The organism is Paenibacillus sp. FSL H3-0321 (assembly GCF_038002865.1).
Classification (GTDB): Bacteria; Bacillota; Bacilli; order Paenibacillales; family Paenibacillaceae; genus Paenibacillus_AQ.
In genome coordinates this window covers 989,233-1,006,958 of sequence record NZ_JBBODH010000001.1, presented here as the reverse complement: position 1 = coordinate 1,006,958, position 17,726 = coordinate 989,233, and the positions used below count along the sequence as shown (strand labels likewise).

At 50.0% G+C, this 17,726-nt stretch carries 15 protein-coding genes; 13 read left to right on the top strand and 2 right to left on the bottom strand.

The window, feature by feature from the left end; translation table 11 throughout:
- Nucleotides 1-13: 13 nt before the first annotated feature.
- The 9 genes from dpsA to MHI45_RS04205 all read left to right on the top strand — a co-directional run bounded on the left by dpsA (nucleotide 14) and on the right by MHI45_RS04205 (nucleotide 11,144).
- Nucleotides 14-913, top strand: coding sequence for a dipicolinate synthase subunit DpsA (gene dpsA, locus MHI45_RS04245; protein ID WP_076110075.1), 900 nt, complete (start codon nucleotides 14-16; stop codon nucleotides 911-913).
- A 187-nt stretch (nucleotides 914-1,100) separates the two neighbouring features.
- Complete coding sequence (gene dapG / locus MHI45_RS04240; RefSeq protein ID WP_038593379.1) at nucleotides 1,101-2,321, top strand: aspartate kinase; 1,221 nt, start codon at nucleotides 1,101-1,103, stop codon at nucleotides 2,319-2,321.
- Between the two features lie 16 nt (nucleotides 2,322-2,337).
- A complete protein-coding gene (gene dapA / locus MHI45_RS04235; protein ID WP_076110074.1) occupies nucleotides 2,338-3,213 on the top strand; it encodes a 4-hydroxy-tetrahydrodipicolinate synthase in 876 nt (291 codons plus the stop codon).
- A 611-nt stretch (nucleotides 3,214-3,824) separates the two neighbouring features.
- Nucleotides 3,825-5,504: a ribonuclease J gene (locus tag MHI45_RS04230; protein ID WP_038593375.1), complete on the top strand. Its 1,680-nt coding sequence runs from the start codon at nucleotides 3,825-3,827 to the stop codon at nucleotides 5,502-5,504.
- Nucleotides 5,505-5,735: 231 nt separating this feature from the next.
- Complete coding sequence (locus tag MHI45_RS04225; protein ID WP_038593373.1) at nucleotides 5,736-6,230, top strand: RNA polymerase sigma factor; 495 nt, start codon at nucleotides 5,736-5,738, stop codon at nucleotides 6,228-6,230.
- Entirely contained in the window at nucleotides 6,227-7,237 is a 1,011-nt protein-coding gene (locus tag MHI45_RS04220) for an anti sigma factor C-terminal domain-containing protein (protein WP_076110073.1), read from the top strand. The genes MHI45_RS04225 and MHI45_RS04220 overlap by 4 nt, the downstream gene beginning before the upstream one ends.
- 130 nt (nucleotides 7,238-7,367) lie before the next feature.
- Nucleotides 7,368-8,147: a ClpP family protease gene (locus MHI45_RS04215; protein ID WP_076110072.1), complete on the top strand. Its 780-nt coding sequence runs from the start codon at nucleotides 7,368-7,370 to the stop codon at nucleotides 8,145-8,147.
- Complete coding sequence (locus MHI45_RS04210; RefSeq protein ID WP_076110071.1) at nucleotides 8,144-8,359, top strand: YlzJ-like family protein; 216 nt, start codon at nucleotides 8,144-8,146, stop codon at nucleotides 8,357-8,359. Before MHI45_RS04215 ends, MHI45_RS04210 begins: the two co-directional genes overlap by 4 nt.
- A gap of 124 nt (nucleotides 8,360-8,483) precedes the next feature.
- Nucleotides 8,484-11,144: an FtsK/SpoIIIE family DNA translocase gene (locus tag MHI45_RS04205; RefSeq protein ID WP_076110070.1), complete on the top strand. Its 2,661-nt coding sequence runs from the start codon at nucleotides 8,484-8,486 to the stop codon at nucleotides 11,142-11,144.
- A gap of 60 nt (nucleotides 11,145-11,204) precedes the next feature.
- Here MHI45_RS04205 and MHI45_RS04200 read toward each other — a convergent pair whose 3' ends face one another.
- Complete coding sequence (locus MHI45_RS04200) at nucleotides 11,205-12,563, bottom strand: AraC family transcriptional regulator (protein WP_256718077.1); 1,359 nt, start codon at nucleotides 12,561-12,563, stop codon at nucleotides 11,205-11,207.
- Between the two features lie 17 nt (nucleotides 12,564-12,580).
- A complete protein-coding gene (locus MHI45_RS04195) occupies nucleotides 12,581-13,180 on the bottom strand; it encodes a hypothetical protein (RefSeq protein ID WP_256718076.1) in 600 nt (199 codons plus the stop codon).
- Between the two features lie 172 nt (nucleotides 13,181-13,352).
- Between MHI45_RS04195 and sleB the strand changes: the two genes are divergently transcribed.
- The 4 genes from sleB (at nucleotide 13,353) to ymfI (ending at nucleotide 17,705) form a co-directional block, all read left to right on the top strand.
- Nucleotides 13,353-14,213: a spore cortex-lytic enzyme gene (gene sleB / locus MHI45_RS04190; RefSeq protein ID WP_076110069.1), complete on the top strand. Its 861-nt coding sequence runs from the start codon at nucleotides 13,353-13,355 to the stop codon at nucleotides 14,211-14,213.
- Between the two features lie 203 nt (nucleotides 14,214-14,416).
- Nucleotides 14,417-15,655, top strand: a complete 1,239-nt coding sequence (gene yfmF, locus MHI45_RS04185) for an EF-P 5-aminopentanol modification-associated protein YfmF (protein WP_179091717.1) — start codon at nucleotides 14,417-14,419, stop codon at nucleotides 15,653-15,655.
- Between the two features lie 2 nt (nucleotides 15,656-15,657).
- Nucleotides 15,658-16,938, top strand: coding sequence for an EF-P 5-aminopentanol modification-associated protein YfmH (gene yfmH / locus MHI45_RS04180; protein WP_076110067.1), 1,281 nt, complete (start codon nucleotides 15,658-15,660; stop codon nucleotides 16,936-16,938).
- Entirely contained in the window at nucleotides 16,938-17,705 is a 768-nt protein-coding gene (ymfI, locus tag MHI45_RS04175) for an elongation factor P 5-aminopentanone reductase (RefSeq protein WP_038593352.1), read from the top strand. Before yfmH ends, ymfI begins: the two co-directional genes overlap by 1 nt.
- Nucleotides 17,706-17,726: the final 21 nt, after the last annotated feature.

Below are 17,726 nucleotides of genomic sequence, written 5' to 3'. Positions count from 1 at the left end.
GAGCGTCATCCTTATGTTTACTGGCATCAGGATCGTGTTCCTGGGCGGGGACGCAAGACAGCTGGAGGTCATTCGTAAATGCGTAGAGATGGATGCGACGGTAAGCGCCGCCGGGTTTGATAAGTGGGAAACTCCAAGTCCTGAAGTGAACATGATTCAGCTTTCGGCCGGACTGCTCAGCAGCGCGGATGTGCTGGTTCTGCCTACGGTGGGATGTGACGAGGAAGGAAATATTAACGCCGTATTTTCCTCGGATCGCCTACAGCTGCTTGACGAACATATCGCGGCGCTGCCGCCGGACTGCACAGTGTATGCCGGTGTAGCCAAAAGTTATTTGCGCAACCTGTGCGCCAGACATTCGATTAAGCTCGTGGAACTGCTGAACCGGGACGATGTGGCGATTTACAACTCCATCCCAACAGCAGAGGGTGCACTGGTTATGGCTATCCAGAATACCGATTTTACAATTCACGGCTCCTCTTCGATGGTGCTAGGCATGGGCAGAACCGGATTTACAATGGCAAAGGTATTGCAGGGACTCGGTGCCAGTGTGAAAATAGGCGTCAGGAGGCAAGAGCATTACGCACGTGCGGAAGAGATGGGCTGGAAGCCATTTATGACCGGAGAACTGCTGCTGCATGTGCCGGAGGCTGATCTCATCTTTAATACCGTCCCGGGCATGATTATAACCGCGCAGGTGCTTTCACGTCTTCAGAAGCACTGTGTAATTATCGATCTGGCCTCCGCTCCGGGCGGATGCGATTTCCGCTATGCGGAGAAGCATGGACTCAAGGCGTTGCTGGCGCCAGGTCTGCCTGGAATAGTTGCCCCAAAAAGCGCAGGGATGATTATGGCTAATGCGTTGGTGCAGTCGATATCTGACGAGACATTGCGCACAGCGGACAATAAATGAATTGGCTTATAAATGAGTAGGTTATATTATTACTTTCAATCCGCTTCAATCTGCTAAGAGGAAGGTTTGACCAATATTCAGCATTTCAAAGTAAAGATCTTGCGCACATGAGCCGTTCCTTGGATAGAAACAGTTCTTCAGTGCATATAACGCATGCTTGCTTAGAGAAGTAATGGAGGAATTATAAATGGGTATTTTGGTGCAAAAGTTCGGCGGAACCTCATTGTCCACACCGGCAGCGAGGGAGCATGTCATCCGCCACGTCAAACGGGAGATGGCCAGCGGCTTTGATCTGGTTATTGTCGTCTCCGCTATGGGACGCAAAGGGGAGCCTTACGCAACCGACACGCTGCTTGACTGGGCAGTGCAGAACGGGAATTCCCTGCCGGACCGGGAGAAAGATCTCTTGATGTGCTGCGGAGAAATAATCTCCGCCACTACACTGTGTGGTCTGCTGGAGCAGGAGGGCATCCGCTCTACGGTGCTTACAGGCGCACAGGCTGGCTTCCTTACCGACAACAACTACGGCAACGCAAGAATTCTTGATGTGCAGACCGAACGCATTCTACGGGAATTGCGAGAGCATAAAGTAGTTATAGTAACCGGGTTTCAGGGTCAGACCGAAGCCGGTGATTTTACGACCCTTGGACGCGGGGGAAGCGATACCTCGGCAACAGCGCTTGGTGCAGCACTCCGTGCGGATATGGTCGATATTTACACCGATGTGGACGGGATTCTTACAGCCGATCCGCGGATTGTCGAGGATGCGAAGCAACTGACCTATGTCAGCTATACAGAAATCTGCAACATGGCCTATCAAGGGGCTAAAGTTATACATCCCCGTGCGGTGGAAATTGCCATGCAGGCCCAGATTCCTGTACGTGTGCGCTCAACGTTCTCGGAAGCCGAAGGTACGCTTGTCACCCATCCTGAAGGATTCAGCGATGTTTCACACGGGGTAGTGGACCGTTATGTTACGGGGATTGCTTATGTCAGCAACATTACACAGATCTCTGTGGAGTGTCCGGACGGCAACGGTACCGGTGTACAGCTGCAAATCTTCAAAAGTATGGCCGACAATGAAATCAGTGTGGACTTTATCAATGTAACGCCTTCGGAAGCTCTGTACACTGTGAACGATGACAAATCGGAGCAGGCTATCGCTGCGCTGCAAGAATTGGGACTTCGTCCCAAGAGTTTGTCCGGCTGTGCCAAGGTCTCGGTAATCGGCGGAGGCATTAACGGCGTGCCGGGGATTATGGCGCGCATTGTTGAGGCGTTAACCTCGCAGAACATTCAGATTTTACAGTCTGCCGATTCCAATACAACAATCTGGGTACTGGTGAAGAAGGAAGATATGGTGCAGTCGCTGCGTGCACTGCATGCCAAGTTTGAATTGCACCGCTGACAAGGAGGAATTCAAAGTGGATTTCGGAAGATTAATAACCGCGATGGTAACCCCTTTTGACGGGGATGGAGAAATCAACTGGGAAGCAACTTCACGCCTTGTTGACTATTTGATTGAGGAGCAGAAATCCGAAGCGCTGGTAGTATGTGGTACCACCGGAGAATCGCCCACACTTAGCGAGGAGGAGAAGCTCCGGCTTTTTTCCTACGTTCTGGAGAAAGCGGACGGACGCTGTAAAATCATTGCCGGAACGGGCAGTAACAGCACGAAGAATTCCATACATCTTACGAAGGAAGCGGAGAAAATCGGAGTAGATGGTGTTCTTCTCGTCGTTCCTTATTACAATAAGCCAAACCAGGAGGGGCTGTACCGGCACTTCTCGGCGATCGCTGCGGAAACAACCTTGCCCTGTATTCTTTACAATGTTCCAAGCCGTACCAGCGTAAGCATGAGTGTGGCGACGACATTAAGACTTGCTGAAATCCCCAATATTGTGGCGACCAAGGAATGTGCCTCAGTCGATCAGATTACTCTGATCGCTTCGGCTTGTGCAGATGATTTCCACGTATACTCAGGGGATGATTCTGCGGGACTGGCAACACTTGCCGTCGGCGGTCACGGCATTATTAGCGTAGCCAGCCATGTGGTGGGAGTTGAGATGTCGGAAATGATCGAAGCCTTTATCTCCGGCAATGTGCACCGGGCCGGCGAGCTTCACCGCCAACTGTTCCCTGTGTTCAAAGGGTTGTTTGAATGCCCGCAGCCGCTGCCGAATCCTTCGGCTGTTAAGTATGCACTGGAACTGCGGGGTATTCCTGTCGGATCCGTGCGTCTACCACTGGTGGGACCGAGCGAAGATGAGGCCGAGTTCATTAAAGCGCTGCTGAATTAGAAGGTCAAATCTCTTGAATAAGCATTGCAGCAAGAAGCTGTCTTCCCGAGTGGGGAAGACAGCTTCTTGTGTTTGTATTAAAACTGTAAGCTGGCGGTTAATTCTCAAACAGTCGAAATGTTGTGAAATAAGCGCAAATGTTAAGGATTGCAACAAAGTTTCTGCTTGTCTTTTCCTCAAATAATGCAAGTTCTTTAAGGAAAGAATAGGCTTACGAAGCCGATGACTTGTCTTTTGCCAAAAAAATCATGTATAATGTTCTTAAGTGACTGGGTGCGGCAAAAATTAAATATGCGGTAATCTTCCGTCAATGTAATTTTACATTGTGTGACAGGATAGGTCCTTGTATAAGTCTGTGCAATTGCTGCCAGATTTACGCGCGAGGGGCGCGGCGGTGAAGTTTGACGGTGTTTGTCCGCTTCAAGAAGGTGCTCACTGCCCGAATTCGGGGGTTTTTCGCTTTGCGTAATTATGCAGACTTACGGAATTTCTTGTTCATCGTGGAAACTATCGGCAATTTGAAGAATGTGTTCAGCGCCGCTGAAATAATGAAGCTCATTGTTTACAAATAAAAAGTATGACGTCCAACATCATAGGAGGGTTAGATTCATTTGTCCAAAAAAAACAACAACGATAAATTGCTGATATTCGCATTGGGCGGAGTCGGAGAAATCGGGAAAAACATGTATGTCGTTCAATACGGAAACGACATTGTAGTCGTGGATGCCGGTCTGAAGTTCCCGGAGGAAGATATGCTCGGTATTGATATTGTAATACCTGACATTTCGTACCTGACAGAAAACCGTGACAAGGTAAGAGGTATTGTGCTTACCCACGGACACGAGGATCACATCGGCGGATTGTCTTATGTGCTTAAGAACCTGAATGTTCCGGTTTATGGAACAAGACTTACTCTTGGACTTGTGGAGAACAAGCTTAAGGAAGCTAATCTGCTCGGAGAAACGAAACGGATTCTAATTAACGAAGATTCGGAAATCGAACTGGGAACTTCATTGAAAGCAACCTTCTTCAGAACCAATCACAGTATTCCTGACTCCGTCGGAGTATGCATCGAAACACCGGAAGGCAATGTTGTCCATACAGGTGACTTCAAATTTGATCACACCCCAGTCAATGGTCAATTTGCTAATCTCCACCGTATGGCTGAAATCGGCCAGAAAGGCGTACTTGCGCTTATGTCTGACAGCACAAACGCAGAGAAGCCAGGCTTCACGCCTTCGGAGAAGAATGTCGGCATCGTACTGGAAGATATCTTCCGCAAGGCTGAACAGCGTGTTGTTGTGGCAACCTTTGCTTCCAACGTGCACCGTATTCAGCAGGTGGTTAACGCCGCTGAATCCACTGGCCGCAAGATTACGGTTATTGGCCGCAGTATGGTGAATGTGGTATCCATCGCTTCCGAGCTGGGTTATCTGCATGTGCCGGACGGCATGCTGATTGAACCAGAGGAAATGAATAGAATGGCCGGCAACCGTGTAGTTGTGCTGTGCACAGGCAGCCAAGGCGAACCGATGTCAGCTCTTACACGCATGGCGCGCTCCAGCCACCGCAAAGTGGATATTCTGCCGGGCGACACTGTTATCATTGCGGCAACGCCGGTACCGGGTAACGAGAAATATGTAGGCCGTACGATTGATGAATTGTTCCGTCTTGGCGCCAACGTGATTTACAGCGGTTCCAATTCCGGCGTTCACGTCTCCGGTCACGGCAGCCAGGAAGAGCTGAAGCTGATGCTCAATCTGATGAAACCTAAATACTTTATTCCTATCCATGGTGAATTCCGGATGCAGCGCAAACATGCGCTTCTGGCAGAATCTGTCGGAGTGGAACCAAGCAACATTTTCATTACCGAAATCGGCGAAATTGTTGAAATTCAGGGCGGATCAGCCCGCAAAGCCGGCAAGGTTACTGCAGGCAACGTGCTGATTGACGGTCTTGGCGTCGGCGATGTCGGCAATATTGTACTGCGCGACCGCAAGCTGCTGTCCCAGGATGGTATCCTTGTTGTCGTAGTGACACTGAGCAAGCAGAACGGAGCAATCGTATCCGGACCGGATATTATCTCCCGCGGCTTTGTCTACGTGCGCGAGTCCGAAGGACTTCTGGATGAAGCGAACCGGATTGTCTCCAGTACGCTGCAGCGCCTGATGAGCGAGAAGGTCAATGAATGGGCTTCGCTCAAAACAAGCGTCAAAGATTCACTCGGCCGTTTCCTCTATGAGCAAACACGCCGCAGACCGATGATCCTCCCGATCATTATGGAAGTGTAAGAAGCAACTAGCTTCTTATAATATAAATATGCAGGGCCAAAGGCCCCTTCTCCCCGGAAATATTGGACGGTTTCTTGGGGAGGAGGGGTCTTTGTGTTGTGCAGCATTATCCCCGGTGTCTATGCAAAATTTGAATAGCAGGTCCGGCTCCGATGCCGACGTGCCCAAATAATTTTATGGCAGAGACAACATTTAGGCCCTTCAATCGTTATATAGCCAAGGAGGTGCAAGATGGGCCCGAAACTGAAGGAGCAGCAGCTTCAATCCAAAATGGCAGAAATCCGCAAGTATTTAATCCGCTTGGGCGCTGGCACCGCCGATGCGGAGGATATCGTGCAGGACACTGTATACAAGGCACTGCTGTATCTTGACGGGATTGACGAACATAAGATCAGCGCGTGGCTCTACAAGGTGGCAATTAACAGCTACTATGATTTATGCCGAAGGCAAACACGGTTCCAGTATTCCGAGGAAATCGATCTTGAGGCACCTGCAAATGAGCTGCCCGAATCAATGTTGCTTCAGCAGGAGCAAAAAGTGCTTATCGAAAAGGTTCTTGGAAAGCTGAATCCGGCGAACCGCCAGCTGATATTGCTGAAATATGAGATGGAATTCTCCTATAAACAAATCGCGGCGCTTCTAGGCATAACGGAAGGGACGGTAAAGGCTTCACTATACCGCGCCAGACAGCAGTTTCAACAAATTTACGGAGGTGAGGCTGAATGACTGCTCCATGGGAAGAACAAGAGGATCAGAATCTGGTACATACACTGAAAAAAGCCAAACGCAAAAGCCTGTTCCGCAGCATTGTCATTTCGCTGATTGTTAGTATTCTTACGCTGACCGCTATTTTCTTCGGTGCTGCGCAGCTGGTGGAGCGGAGATCGACTGAGGCCCGCTACAGCGAATGGATGTATATGATGATCAGCAGCCCCAATGAATTTCCGTCCGGATTTAGAGACAACCGTGGATTTCTGTCGGGTGTCATGGAAGTGAATACGTACAAAATCATTGAAGGTGTACCTGTTCCGTGGAATGAAAAATGGTTCAATTACAACGAGTGGTGGTTTCCGTTCGCTACTGGAGCATATGGGGGTACAACCCATCTTAGTGGGACTGACCCGCAGATGAATGTGGAGGGCTATGAATACAACAGGCAGTACAATCCCTACAACGGACAGAGGGAGATGGTTTATTATATTCCGCAAGTAAAGTACGGTAAAATCCTGAACGACCTTCCTTTGCTTACGAAGAAGGAGCCTGACGAACTGATGGAGATGGCTTTATCTTTTGATAAGCCTTATTCCTTTGATGAAGTGAAGAAGATGCTGCCTGAGGGAACGAGACCTGTATGGTATTGGGTCGATACGTATGATGAAACCTCATGGTTCAATTTGGAGCCCCATGAAGACGGAAATGGCGGGATGGTAGACCCAGAGCCCATGGCATCTTCCTCTGGTGTATATGGTTTTGGGATCGGGCCTAACCGGGATGAGGCGTCACCGGATGATTTTCTTGAGCACATTAAGAGCGGGCTTAAACTAAAGGACAATTACCACAGTGAATACAAGCGGATCCAACAATACTTAAAAAAAGACAAAAATGAACCTGAAGCCGGAGATGTCCGTATTCTGGGTGTCGTGGTCACTGGCTCCGCAGCAGGTCTGAAGATTCTGAAAGGGCAGCCTTATATCCGCGGTGCTGTGCTGGGAGCCGTTGCGGATAACTATTAAGATAGGAGGAGCAGGCTGATTTTTTATAGAAGTTCATTGCATAAGGGAGTCCCCTGGAATGTCATACTATTGAAAGATAGTACGGCTGCAGCAGATTAGGGCTGTAAGCGGAAAGGGTGAACTGCGCACAATGGACTTTACAGCAGGTACTGATACTGGCAAGAATGAAGAGATCCTTCCGGGAGAAATAAAGCCCGTAACGAGTGAACCAATCCCACCGGGTACTGTGGGGGTTCTGAAGGAGCTGGGGCAGACGGTAGTTCCAACGGGAGAACCCGATATTTTCTGTATAACGATTATTGGGCAGATCGAGGGGCATTTCGTACTCCCTCCGCACAACAAAACGACTAAATATGAACATATTATTCCGCAGCTGGTGGCTGCCGAACAGAACAAAAATATAAAAGGGCTGCTGATTATTCTGAATACGGTCGGCGGTGATGTGGAGGCAGGGCTGGCGATTGCAGAAATGATCGCGTCCTTGTCGAAACCGACGGTGACCGTAGTCATTGGCGGGGGCCACAGCATCGGAGTTCCGATTGCCGTGTCTTCCAGCTATTCCATCATTGCGGAGAGCGCGACTATGACGATTCATCCAATCCGCATGAACGGCCTTGTTATCGGAGTGCCCCAGACCTTTGAATACATGGAGCGCATGCAGGAGAGGATGGTCAGATTCGTCACTTCCCATTCACGTATTTCAGAACAGCAATTTAAAGATTTAATGTTTAAGACAGGGGAGCTTAATCGTGATATCGGCACAGCTGTAGGCGGCTATGATGCCGTCAAATATGGACTGATGGATGAGGTTGGAGGCATCGGAGCGGCGCTGACGCATCTGAATGGGCTGATTGCCAAGGATAATCCCCAAAGGACGGATGTATTGCTGCCGGGGGGGCTGACACAATGACCTTCTATACGGTGCTTCCGATGGAACAAGTTTTTGAAGGGGCGATCCACTTTTCAAAGCCCTTGCGGGAGGTCAGCATTCAGGGAATGCTGATGCAGGTTGAACCGCTGGAGGGAGGACAAGCACGGATTGTAAGGCTGCTTCAATGCCCGCTGGACAAATATTTGGACCCGGCATTCGCTCCGGGAGCCGTCGTGTTTTACGATAGATGACAACTACCCCCGGAATCCTTAAGGGAAATGCGAACAGAGAACATAAAGATGCATTTTCTGACAAAACAGAACATAGGTACGCCACGCCATTATATGGTATAATGTTGTTCCGGGGGTGGCTGTTGTGGCTAAACGAAAAAAGAAGAAGAAAAAAGCGCTGCTCGGCAGTGTTCTAAAATATGAAATTTACGGCATTATGCTGATAACGATTTCCGTCATTGCATTGTCCGGCGAGGCTGCGGTTGGACGTTCTCTTTCGAGTATGGCAGGTTATTTATTAGGCCGTTTTTATTTTGTGCTGCCGTTGGCCGGTATTTTTTACGGGCTGATGGTGATGATTCACAGAAGATGGCCTTCGAGTTGGAACAGCCGCCATTCCGGCGTGCTGCTGCTTGTGCTGTCCTTGTGTCTGATGAGTTCGATCTCAGCGATGGAGCAGAAGCTTGGTCCATTGTCGATGCTGCATCCTGGCAATGTTATGGCGCAAATACATAATGATCTTTCCGGGGCGCTTTCGCCCGGTTCCAGCAACAGCAGCGTTTATATGCTTGGCAAAGATATTAGCGGAGGCTATATCGGTGCGCTGGAGTTCGCAGCCCTGCTGTGGCTTTTCGGAACGCTTGGTGCCAAACTGCTAATGATTGTAATGATGGCCATCAGCTTCATGCTGGTCACGAACCTGTCTTATGTAGAGCTGTTCTCGCTGCTGCGGGTCCGTGCTGGAAAGCTGCTGGAAGGGATTCGCCTGAAAGCGGCCAACCGTCCAGCTGCAGTTCCCGTTGCGGCCCGTTCCTCCAGAACAGGCAGAACACCAGCACCGCAGCCTGTACAAGAGCTGGAGGAAGATGAAGAGGATGAGGACGAGCAGGCTTTGCCAAGACGAAGTCAGCCGCTGTTCTTCCGGCGGATTGGGAATTGGCTGAGCGGGACTCCGCGGACAGAAGGGCAAGGCGAAGAAGAACGGGAGGGAGATCTCTCAGCAGATCTGCTTAACGGCTCACCCAATAGCCCGATTATTAGCGGACTGGATGCCGGGAGGGGACGAGCTTCCCTGGATAATTTGGAGGATGATTTCGCTGGAGAAGATTTGGAGCCCGTTACACCGATTATCCGCGATTTCTTCGAGCATATCCGTTCAGAAGGACTGAATGAAGAAGACCGTGAGGACTGGAGCGAATTCTCTCCTGCAGCGCGGAGCGGGAACAGCTTGAGAGGCTCTGTATTAGAAGGAGTTCCGGCAGGTACTCCAGCTATTGATGGAGATGCGCCGGAAGATCCTGTGGTTGTGGAGCTGGACGGGCTGCTGGGTGCTGGCGAAGACGGAGTACCTGTCCCTGCTGCTCCGCTTCCCCCGCCGCCCAAACCGTATAAGCTCCCTTCCTTCCGGCTTCTGGCCAAGCCTAACAATGGAGGCAAGGCGGGAGACCAGAACGATTACATGCAGACTGCCCGCAAGCTGGAAGCTACACTGGAGAGCTTTGGTGTCCGGGCGAAGGTACTTGAGGTGGTAAGAGGCCCGGCCGTAACCCGTTACGAAATTCAGCCGGATATCGGGGTGAAGGTAAGCCGGATCGTCAATCTTACAGATGATATCGCGCTTGCGCTTGCAGCGAAGGATATCCGTATGGAGGCGCCAATACCGGGCAAATCAGCAATTGGGATCGAGGTGCCTAACTCTGAGGTATCCGTCGTAACCATGCGGGAGGTTATGGAAACACAGGTGTTCCAAGATGCCGAGTCCCGGTTGTCGATTGCTTTCGGCCGCGATATTTCCGGCCAGACGATTGTCGGCAATTTAGCCAAGATGCCCCATCTGCTCGTAGCCGGTGCTACCGGATCGGGTAAATCCGTGTGTATCAACGGTATCATTACAAGTATCCTTTATAAAGCGAAACCAAATGAGGTCAAATTTCTGATGGTTGACCCGAAGATGGTTGAATTGAATGTATATAACGGGATTCCCCATCTGCTTGCCCCGGTAGTTACAGATCCAAAGCGGGCTAGCCTGGCGCTGAAGAAGATTGTCGTGGAAATGGAAAAGAGATATGAGCTCTTCTCCAAATCGGGCACACGCAATGTGGAAGGCTACAATACTCTGATGAAGGATAATCCTGCTGCAGTTCTGCCTTATATTGTTGTTATTGTGGATGAGCTTGCCGACCTCATGATGGTTGCCGCAAATGATGTTGAGGATGCGATTTGCCGGCTGGCACAGATGGCACGGGCGGCGGGCATTCATTTGATTATTGCCACCCAGCGTCCATCGGTGGATGTTATTACTGGACTTATTAAGGCAAATATTCCTTCCCGTATCGCATTCGGGGTGTCGTCAAATGTGGATTCCCGGACGATCCTGGACATGCCGGGAGCCGAGAAGCTGCTTGGACGCGGGGATATGCTCTTCCTGCCGATGGGTGCATCTAAGCCAATCCGTGTGCAGGGGGCATTCATGAGCGATCAGGAAGTGGAGACCATCGTGCAGTATGTCAGCAGCCAAGGGGAGGCCAATTATGACGAGACCCTGGTGCCTGAAGTAGATGACATGGTGACAGAGGACCAGGAGCCGCAGGACGAGCTTTATGAGCAGGCGGTACAGATTGTACTGGAAGCGAAGCAGGCCTCTGTATCGCTGCTCCAGCGGCGGATGCGCGTAGGTTACACCCGTGCTGCGCGACTGATAGATGCCATGGAAGCCAGAGCAGTTATCGGGCCGTACGAAGGCAGCAAGCCGCGGGAAGTGCTTATGTCACTGGAGCAATATCAACATAACAAAATAAGCTCATAATATAGCAAAAAGAGCTGATCCCTTTACCCGGGATCAGCTCTTTTTTGCAGTCTGTGATATTTAGTTTACTTTTGGTGCTGCAAGGAGACGTTCAACGATGTAATCGAGCTGTGCATTTAGCGAAAAGATGTCGCTGTAGTACGCCAGTCCAAAGTCTATCTCCATTAAGCGGCCCGCTTTGACCGCGGGAATGCTGTTCCACAGCGGATCTTCGGTCAGATCAGCCATGCCGTCATAGGACGATCGGAAAATATAATCGCCGCTGTATTTGGCAAGTACTTCAAAAGAGACAGATTCTCCATCCGCACCGGTAGCAGTATCAATCTTTTGCTGAATAATCTCCGGTGCCTTCATTCCGAGGTATTCATAGATAATTTGTGAGCCATGGCCGAATTGTTTACTGGCGACTACAGCCATACTGCGGTCTTTGCCGCCTTCCATGATTGAAATTGTATGGTCGAGAATTCCTGCTGCCTGCAGTTTCTGTTTGCTTTCCTCGACTTTCTTGTGAAAACCGTCGAACAGTGTTTTGGCCTGCTCTTCTTTTCCCAGAGCTTCTCCAATAAAGGACACCCGTTCCTCTGCGGACATCTTCTCATATGGAACTAGCACTGTAGGTGCAATGTCATGAAGGGACTCATAGGTTTCTTCTGAGGGCACAATAATCAGATCCGGTTCAAGTGACAGCACCACTTCGGGACTTGCTTCGAACCAGGAACCCAGCTTCTGCACATCCTTCAGTTCACTCTCAAAAGCAGCTCCTTCAGATACATCTGATACACCAATGGGTTTAATGCCTAGTGCAAGCACATCCCCCAGCAGATAAAGGACGACAACCCGCTTGGGATGTACCGGTACCTCAATCTCACCTTTTACAGTGGAAAGGGTCCGTGTCTCGGCTACAGCAGCTGTATTGTCCTCCGCAGCAGTTGTTGCACCGGGTGAGGCTGATGGGGCTGCACTTGGGGGATTGCCGTTGTTGCCGGCAGTTGTATTGGCCGTACCCGTGGAACAGGCGCTAAGCACTATGGTGAAACATAACAACAGGGACAGCAATAGAGAGGGTCTTGCAGTTCTGGACATGAATGACGCTCCTTCTGGATTATAATGATAATGATTATCATAATCATTGTAATGAAGGGAAGTGTCCTGAACAATGTCAAATCGGGCAACTGCAGATGTCATATTCGGCCACGTTGCAGCACTTTTTAATAAGTTTTTGTATCTCACGGGTGATTTCCCGTAATATTTTTTGAACATCCGTCCCAGATAGTACGCATCCGGATACCCTACAGCTACTGCAATATCATGGAGAGAAGCTTCCGTATTCAGCAGCAAATCCCGGGCTTTCTCCATGCGGATAGCAATTAAATACTGGGCAGGGCTGGTCTGCAGTCTTGATCTGTATTGTCTGGACAATGTTCTTGGGCTGCTGCCTACAGCTTCGGCCAGTTTTCCAATGTAATCGGCTCATGATAATAATTCTGCATATAATGCACTGCCAGGTCTAAAGGGTCAGGCTTAAGAGTCTGTATATCCTGCGAGTGCAGCTGCCGCAGCAGCTCATAAACCCACTGGTAGAACAGTGATTTGACATGCAGCTGTTCAAGGGGGCTGGCTTTCTGCCACTCTTGAAACATCGTGTTCAGCTTGTCCAGCAGAGGCAACGGATTGCCGGGGAAGAAATGATATTGCTGGTTAAAGGGATCGCTGCGCTCTATTATGGCCAGCAGATTTTTGCGTGCAGGAAGCGCAAGAATTGATCTGTACAGAACTAAGTAATATTCCAATATTTCCTCTGCGAGCAAGAGCTCTATATTCATTCCTTTACCGCCGTGGATAACATGAGTACTTTCGAAGGTGAGTGAGATTCCATCTATAAGCCCGCTTGTGCTGCCGCGTTTGACAAACAAATAGGCGCTGGCAGGCAGAGTGTATCGTACTTTGGCATCTCCGGGACAGAAGGAACTCTGTCGGATATCTATAATTTCTATCAGAGCTTTATTCCACAGCAAAATATGATCTTGCAAATTCATGGCCGTATCTCAACTCCTGTCGGTTCATCTTTTGATTATAGGTGATAATTATTCTCATTTGCAATGGAATACAGTCCTTCTCCGGGTTGCAATGCATAGGATCACCTGTCAGTCGTCATAATAACTTTAGCCATCAATGTTGAACTTACAAGAGAAAGGTAGAGCGAACCCAATGAAAAAACATAAGCAATGGATTTTTGCCGGATTAACCCTTGCACTGGCCACCATGCCGCTTGCAGGTCTATTCTTTGAGGATCAGAATGCGGTCTACGCCAGTCCGTATCATGCTTCGTCTGATCTGTCGGAAACCGCCGCTCCCGATGGCGAGGCATTGCCTGCTTTTGGAACAACACCGCTTAAGGTCGGCTCTTCCGGACAAGATGTTTACGAGCTGCAGGGAAGATTGAAGCATCTTGGATATTACGCGGGCAAAATTGACAGCCAATTTGGGTCTAAAACGAAAAATGCGGTAACCTGGTTCCAGTGGAAATTCCGCATAAAATCTGACGGTATCGTCGGTGCCAAAACAAAGTTGAAACTGTACAATGCCACCAAGGCCTGGAAGCCGACAGAGCCTTCAACCAGCACAGCAAATAAAAATACCGGAAACAAAAGTAAAACTGCCGATTCCGGCAAGTCGAATACAGCGGAACTGTCCTCAGGGAATACAATGGGCCTGTCCGAAAATGATTTGAAAATCATGGCCAATGCCGTATACGGGGAATCGCGGGGTGAGCCGTTTGAAGGACAGGTTGCCGTTGCTGCGGTTATTCTGAACCGCGTGAAATCCCCAAGCTTTCCGAATACACCTTCCGGTGTTATTTTTCAGCCAGGGGCCTTTACGGCTGTAGCTGACGGACAGATCTACTTAGAACCCAATGAGCAGGCACGCAAAGCTGTTCAGCAGGCGCTTAATGGCTGGGACCCTTCCGGCGGCTGCCTTTATTATTTTAATCCGAAGACGGCTACTTCCAAGTGGATTTGGACCCGTCCGCAGGTGAAGACAATCGGGGAGCATATTTTCTGCATGTAGCAGCAGACTTGCACTTGCCGCAATTTAACCCCTGTATAAAACCGACCAAGAGCAACCGGTAAGCTTTCTTCCGGTTGCTTCCTTACTTTGGAATGGTTTAGAATGGATAATACTTCATAAACTTGTTGTAGAGCATCTATCCACGCCGTAAAGGAGTTTTGGACTTGACAAATAATGGATTTCAACATGGCAACGCCGCAGGCATGCGCATTCATGTATTGCCGACCAAGGCGTTCAAGACCTTCGCCATTTCACTTTATGCAGGGGTTCCGCTGGACGAAAGTACGGTCACTTCAACAGCGCTGGTTCCATTTGTGCTTCGCAGAGGTACAGCCAACTATCCGGAAACAACCCAGTTCCGTGAACGTCTGGAGGAACTTTATGGTGCCGGATTTGGTTTTGATATCTACAAAAGAGGCGATTATCAGATTGTCCAGTTCCGGATGGATACGATCAATGACTCCTTTGTGCAGAGCAAAGAGAGCCTTCTCGGGGAGTCTTTTGCTTTCCTGGGCGAAGTACTGACCCGGCCTTTGCTGGAAGACGGAAGCTTCCGTGCATCCTATGTCGCAACAGAACGTGAGACGGTACGCAAAAAGCTGGAAGCGATTATTAACGATAAGATCCGCTATGCGGCTGAACGCTGTATTGAAGAAATGTGCCGTCAGGAGCCTTACCGTCTGCATCCCCTTGGCCAAAGAGCCGACCTTGACAGCATTACTCCAGAAAACCTGTATGAATCCTACAATTCCTGGTTGAACGGAGCGATCCTCGATCTTTACGTCGTTGGTGACACTACACCTGAGGAAGTTGAAAAGCTGGTCGTTCGCCATTTTGGCCGTGGCCACAAGGAGACCGCAGCGTATTCCTCCAACTTTACACCGGTAACCGTTACAGAGGTCCGGACTGTGGAGGAAAAGCTGGACGTCAATCAGGGCAAGCTTAACATGGGGCTGCGCACTTCCATTACTTACAAGGATGACAAATACGCCTCCGCGCTGATGTATAACGGGATATTGGGCGGCTATCCTCACTCGAAGCTGTTCGTCAACGTTCGTGAGAAGGAGAGCCTTGCCTATTATGCTTCCTCCCGCTATGACGGGCATAAAGGCATTGGAACCATTCAATCGGGGATCGAAACTCAAAATTACGGCAAAGCCGTCGATATTATCCGCAAACAGCTGGAGGAATTGAAGGCCGGCAATATCAGTGACCTGGAGCTGAACCAGACCAAGGCCATGATCCGCAATCTGCTTTCCGAAATTCAAGATTCGGCGTTTGAACTGATCTCGTTTGATTTCAACCGTCAGTTGTCCGGAAAAGACCGTTCCGCGCTGGAGCTGCTGGCTCAAGTCGATGGCACCGGAGTGGAAGATGTGAAGGCGGCTGCTGACACGTTCCAGCTGGATACGATTTATTTCCTGACAGGGAAGGAGGAATAGCGGTGAAACAAATCCATTACGAAAGACTTCAAGAAACACTGTACCATGAGGTTATGGATAACGGTCTGCAGGTCTATGTGCTGCCTAAGCCCGCTTTTAAGAAAACCTATGCCACCTTTGCCACCAAATATGGCTCTGTGGACAATCACTTCAAAGTTGCCGGCGGAGAGGAAACCACTGTCCCTGACGGTATTGCCCACTTCCTGGAGCATAAAATGTTCGAAGAGCCGGAAGGCGACATTTTTGCCACCTTTGCTTCTAACGGTGCGTCGGCGAATGCTTTCACGAGCTTTGACCAGACAGTGTATCTTTTTTCGGCCACAGAAAATATTGAGACCAATCTCAGCACCCTCGTTGATTTTGTACAGCGGCCTTATTTCACCGACGAGAATGTCGAAAAGGAAAAAGGAATTATCGGTCAGGAAATCAATATGTACGCGGATAATCCGGATTGGCGCGTCTATTTCGGTTTGATTGAGGCCATGTATGCCAAACATCCAGTGCATATCGATATCGCTGGAACGATCGAATCAATTGCCACAATTACCAAAGAAACGCTTTACACCTGTTACAATTCCTTTTATCATCCCAGCAATATGCTGCTGTTTGTGGTCGGCGGCGTAGAACCGGAGCAGGTATTTGAGCTGATCCGCAGCAACCAGGCCGGTCAATCATACGACAAGCAGGGTGAAATCTCGCGTATTTTTGAAGAGGAGCCCGTTCACGTTGCAGAGAAACACAAGGAAAGCCGTCTTGCCGTATCTATGCCGAAATGTCTCTTTGGCTTTAAAGAGAAGGTAGAAGGCCTCACTGGTGAAGCGGCAGTCCGCCGCGATCTGACCACTAAGCTAATGCTGGATCTGCTGCTGGGCAGCAGTACGACGCTGTACCAGAAGCTCTATGACGAGGAGCTGATCTCCGACAGCTTCGGACATGAATTCAACAGCTCACCGCAGTACGCGTTCTCGGCGATTGGCGGCGATACGAAGGATCCGGATCTGCTCATCAGCAGGCTGAAGGAAGAAATCAGTGTTATTCTGAAGACCGGCTTCGCCGAGAAGGATTTTGAGCGGGCGCGCAAAAAGAAAATCGGCGGCTATCTGCGCATGCTGAACTCGCCGGAGAGCATTGCTCACGAATTCACACGCTACCAGTTCAGAGGCGGCGATTTGTTTGAAGTGCTGCCGCTTTATGAATCTATTACGCTGGATGAGGTTAATGCCCGCCTGCGTGATCATGTGGACTGGGAACAACTCGCTGTATCGCTTGTGGTGAGTCCTTAATGGCGTTATCGGGAGAGGGCAGCAAGCCAATAGGAGAAATGACCGTGCTCGTCACTGGAGGCAGCGGGGGAATTGGCGGGGCCATCGCCGAACGTTTTGCTTCCGTGGGGATGAACATTGTTATTCATTATATGAACTCGCACGAAGCGGCCAATGATGTGGCCAGGCGCTGTATGGCGCTGGGGTCCAAGGTGTTGACGGTGACCGCTGACATGAAGGACCGCAGCCAGCTTGTCCGCATGGCTGAAAAGCTGGAAAGCAGCGGGATGCAGCCGGATATTCTGGTAAATAACGCCGGAAAAGCACATTATGGCATGCTGGCCGATGTGACGGAGGAAGAGTGGGACGATATTATGGCGGTGAATCTGAAAGGCACTTTTTTGTGCAGCCAGATTTTTATGCCTTATATGGTCAGCCAGCGATATGGGCGGATAATTAATGTCTCCTCCGTTTGGGGCATCTCAGGCGCTTCCTGCGAGGTTGCCTACTCCGCCAGCAAGGGCGGGGTGAATGCCTTCACTAAGGCATTATCCAAAGAGCTGGCACCCTCAGGAGTCACGGTGAATGCCGTGGCTCCCGGTGCTGTCCATACGGCCATGCTGGCCAATCTGCAGGAGGATGAGATGCGGATGCTTGAGGAGGAGATTCCTGCGGGACGACTGGCTTCCCCTCATGAAATCGCCTCGCTTGTTTATTTTCTCGCCTTGCCTGAATCCGGGTACATTACCGGTCAAGTAATCAGTCCCAACGGCGGATGGATCACCTGATGAATCCGGTTACTGGCGTGG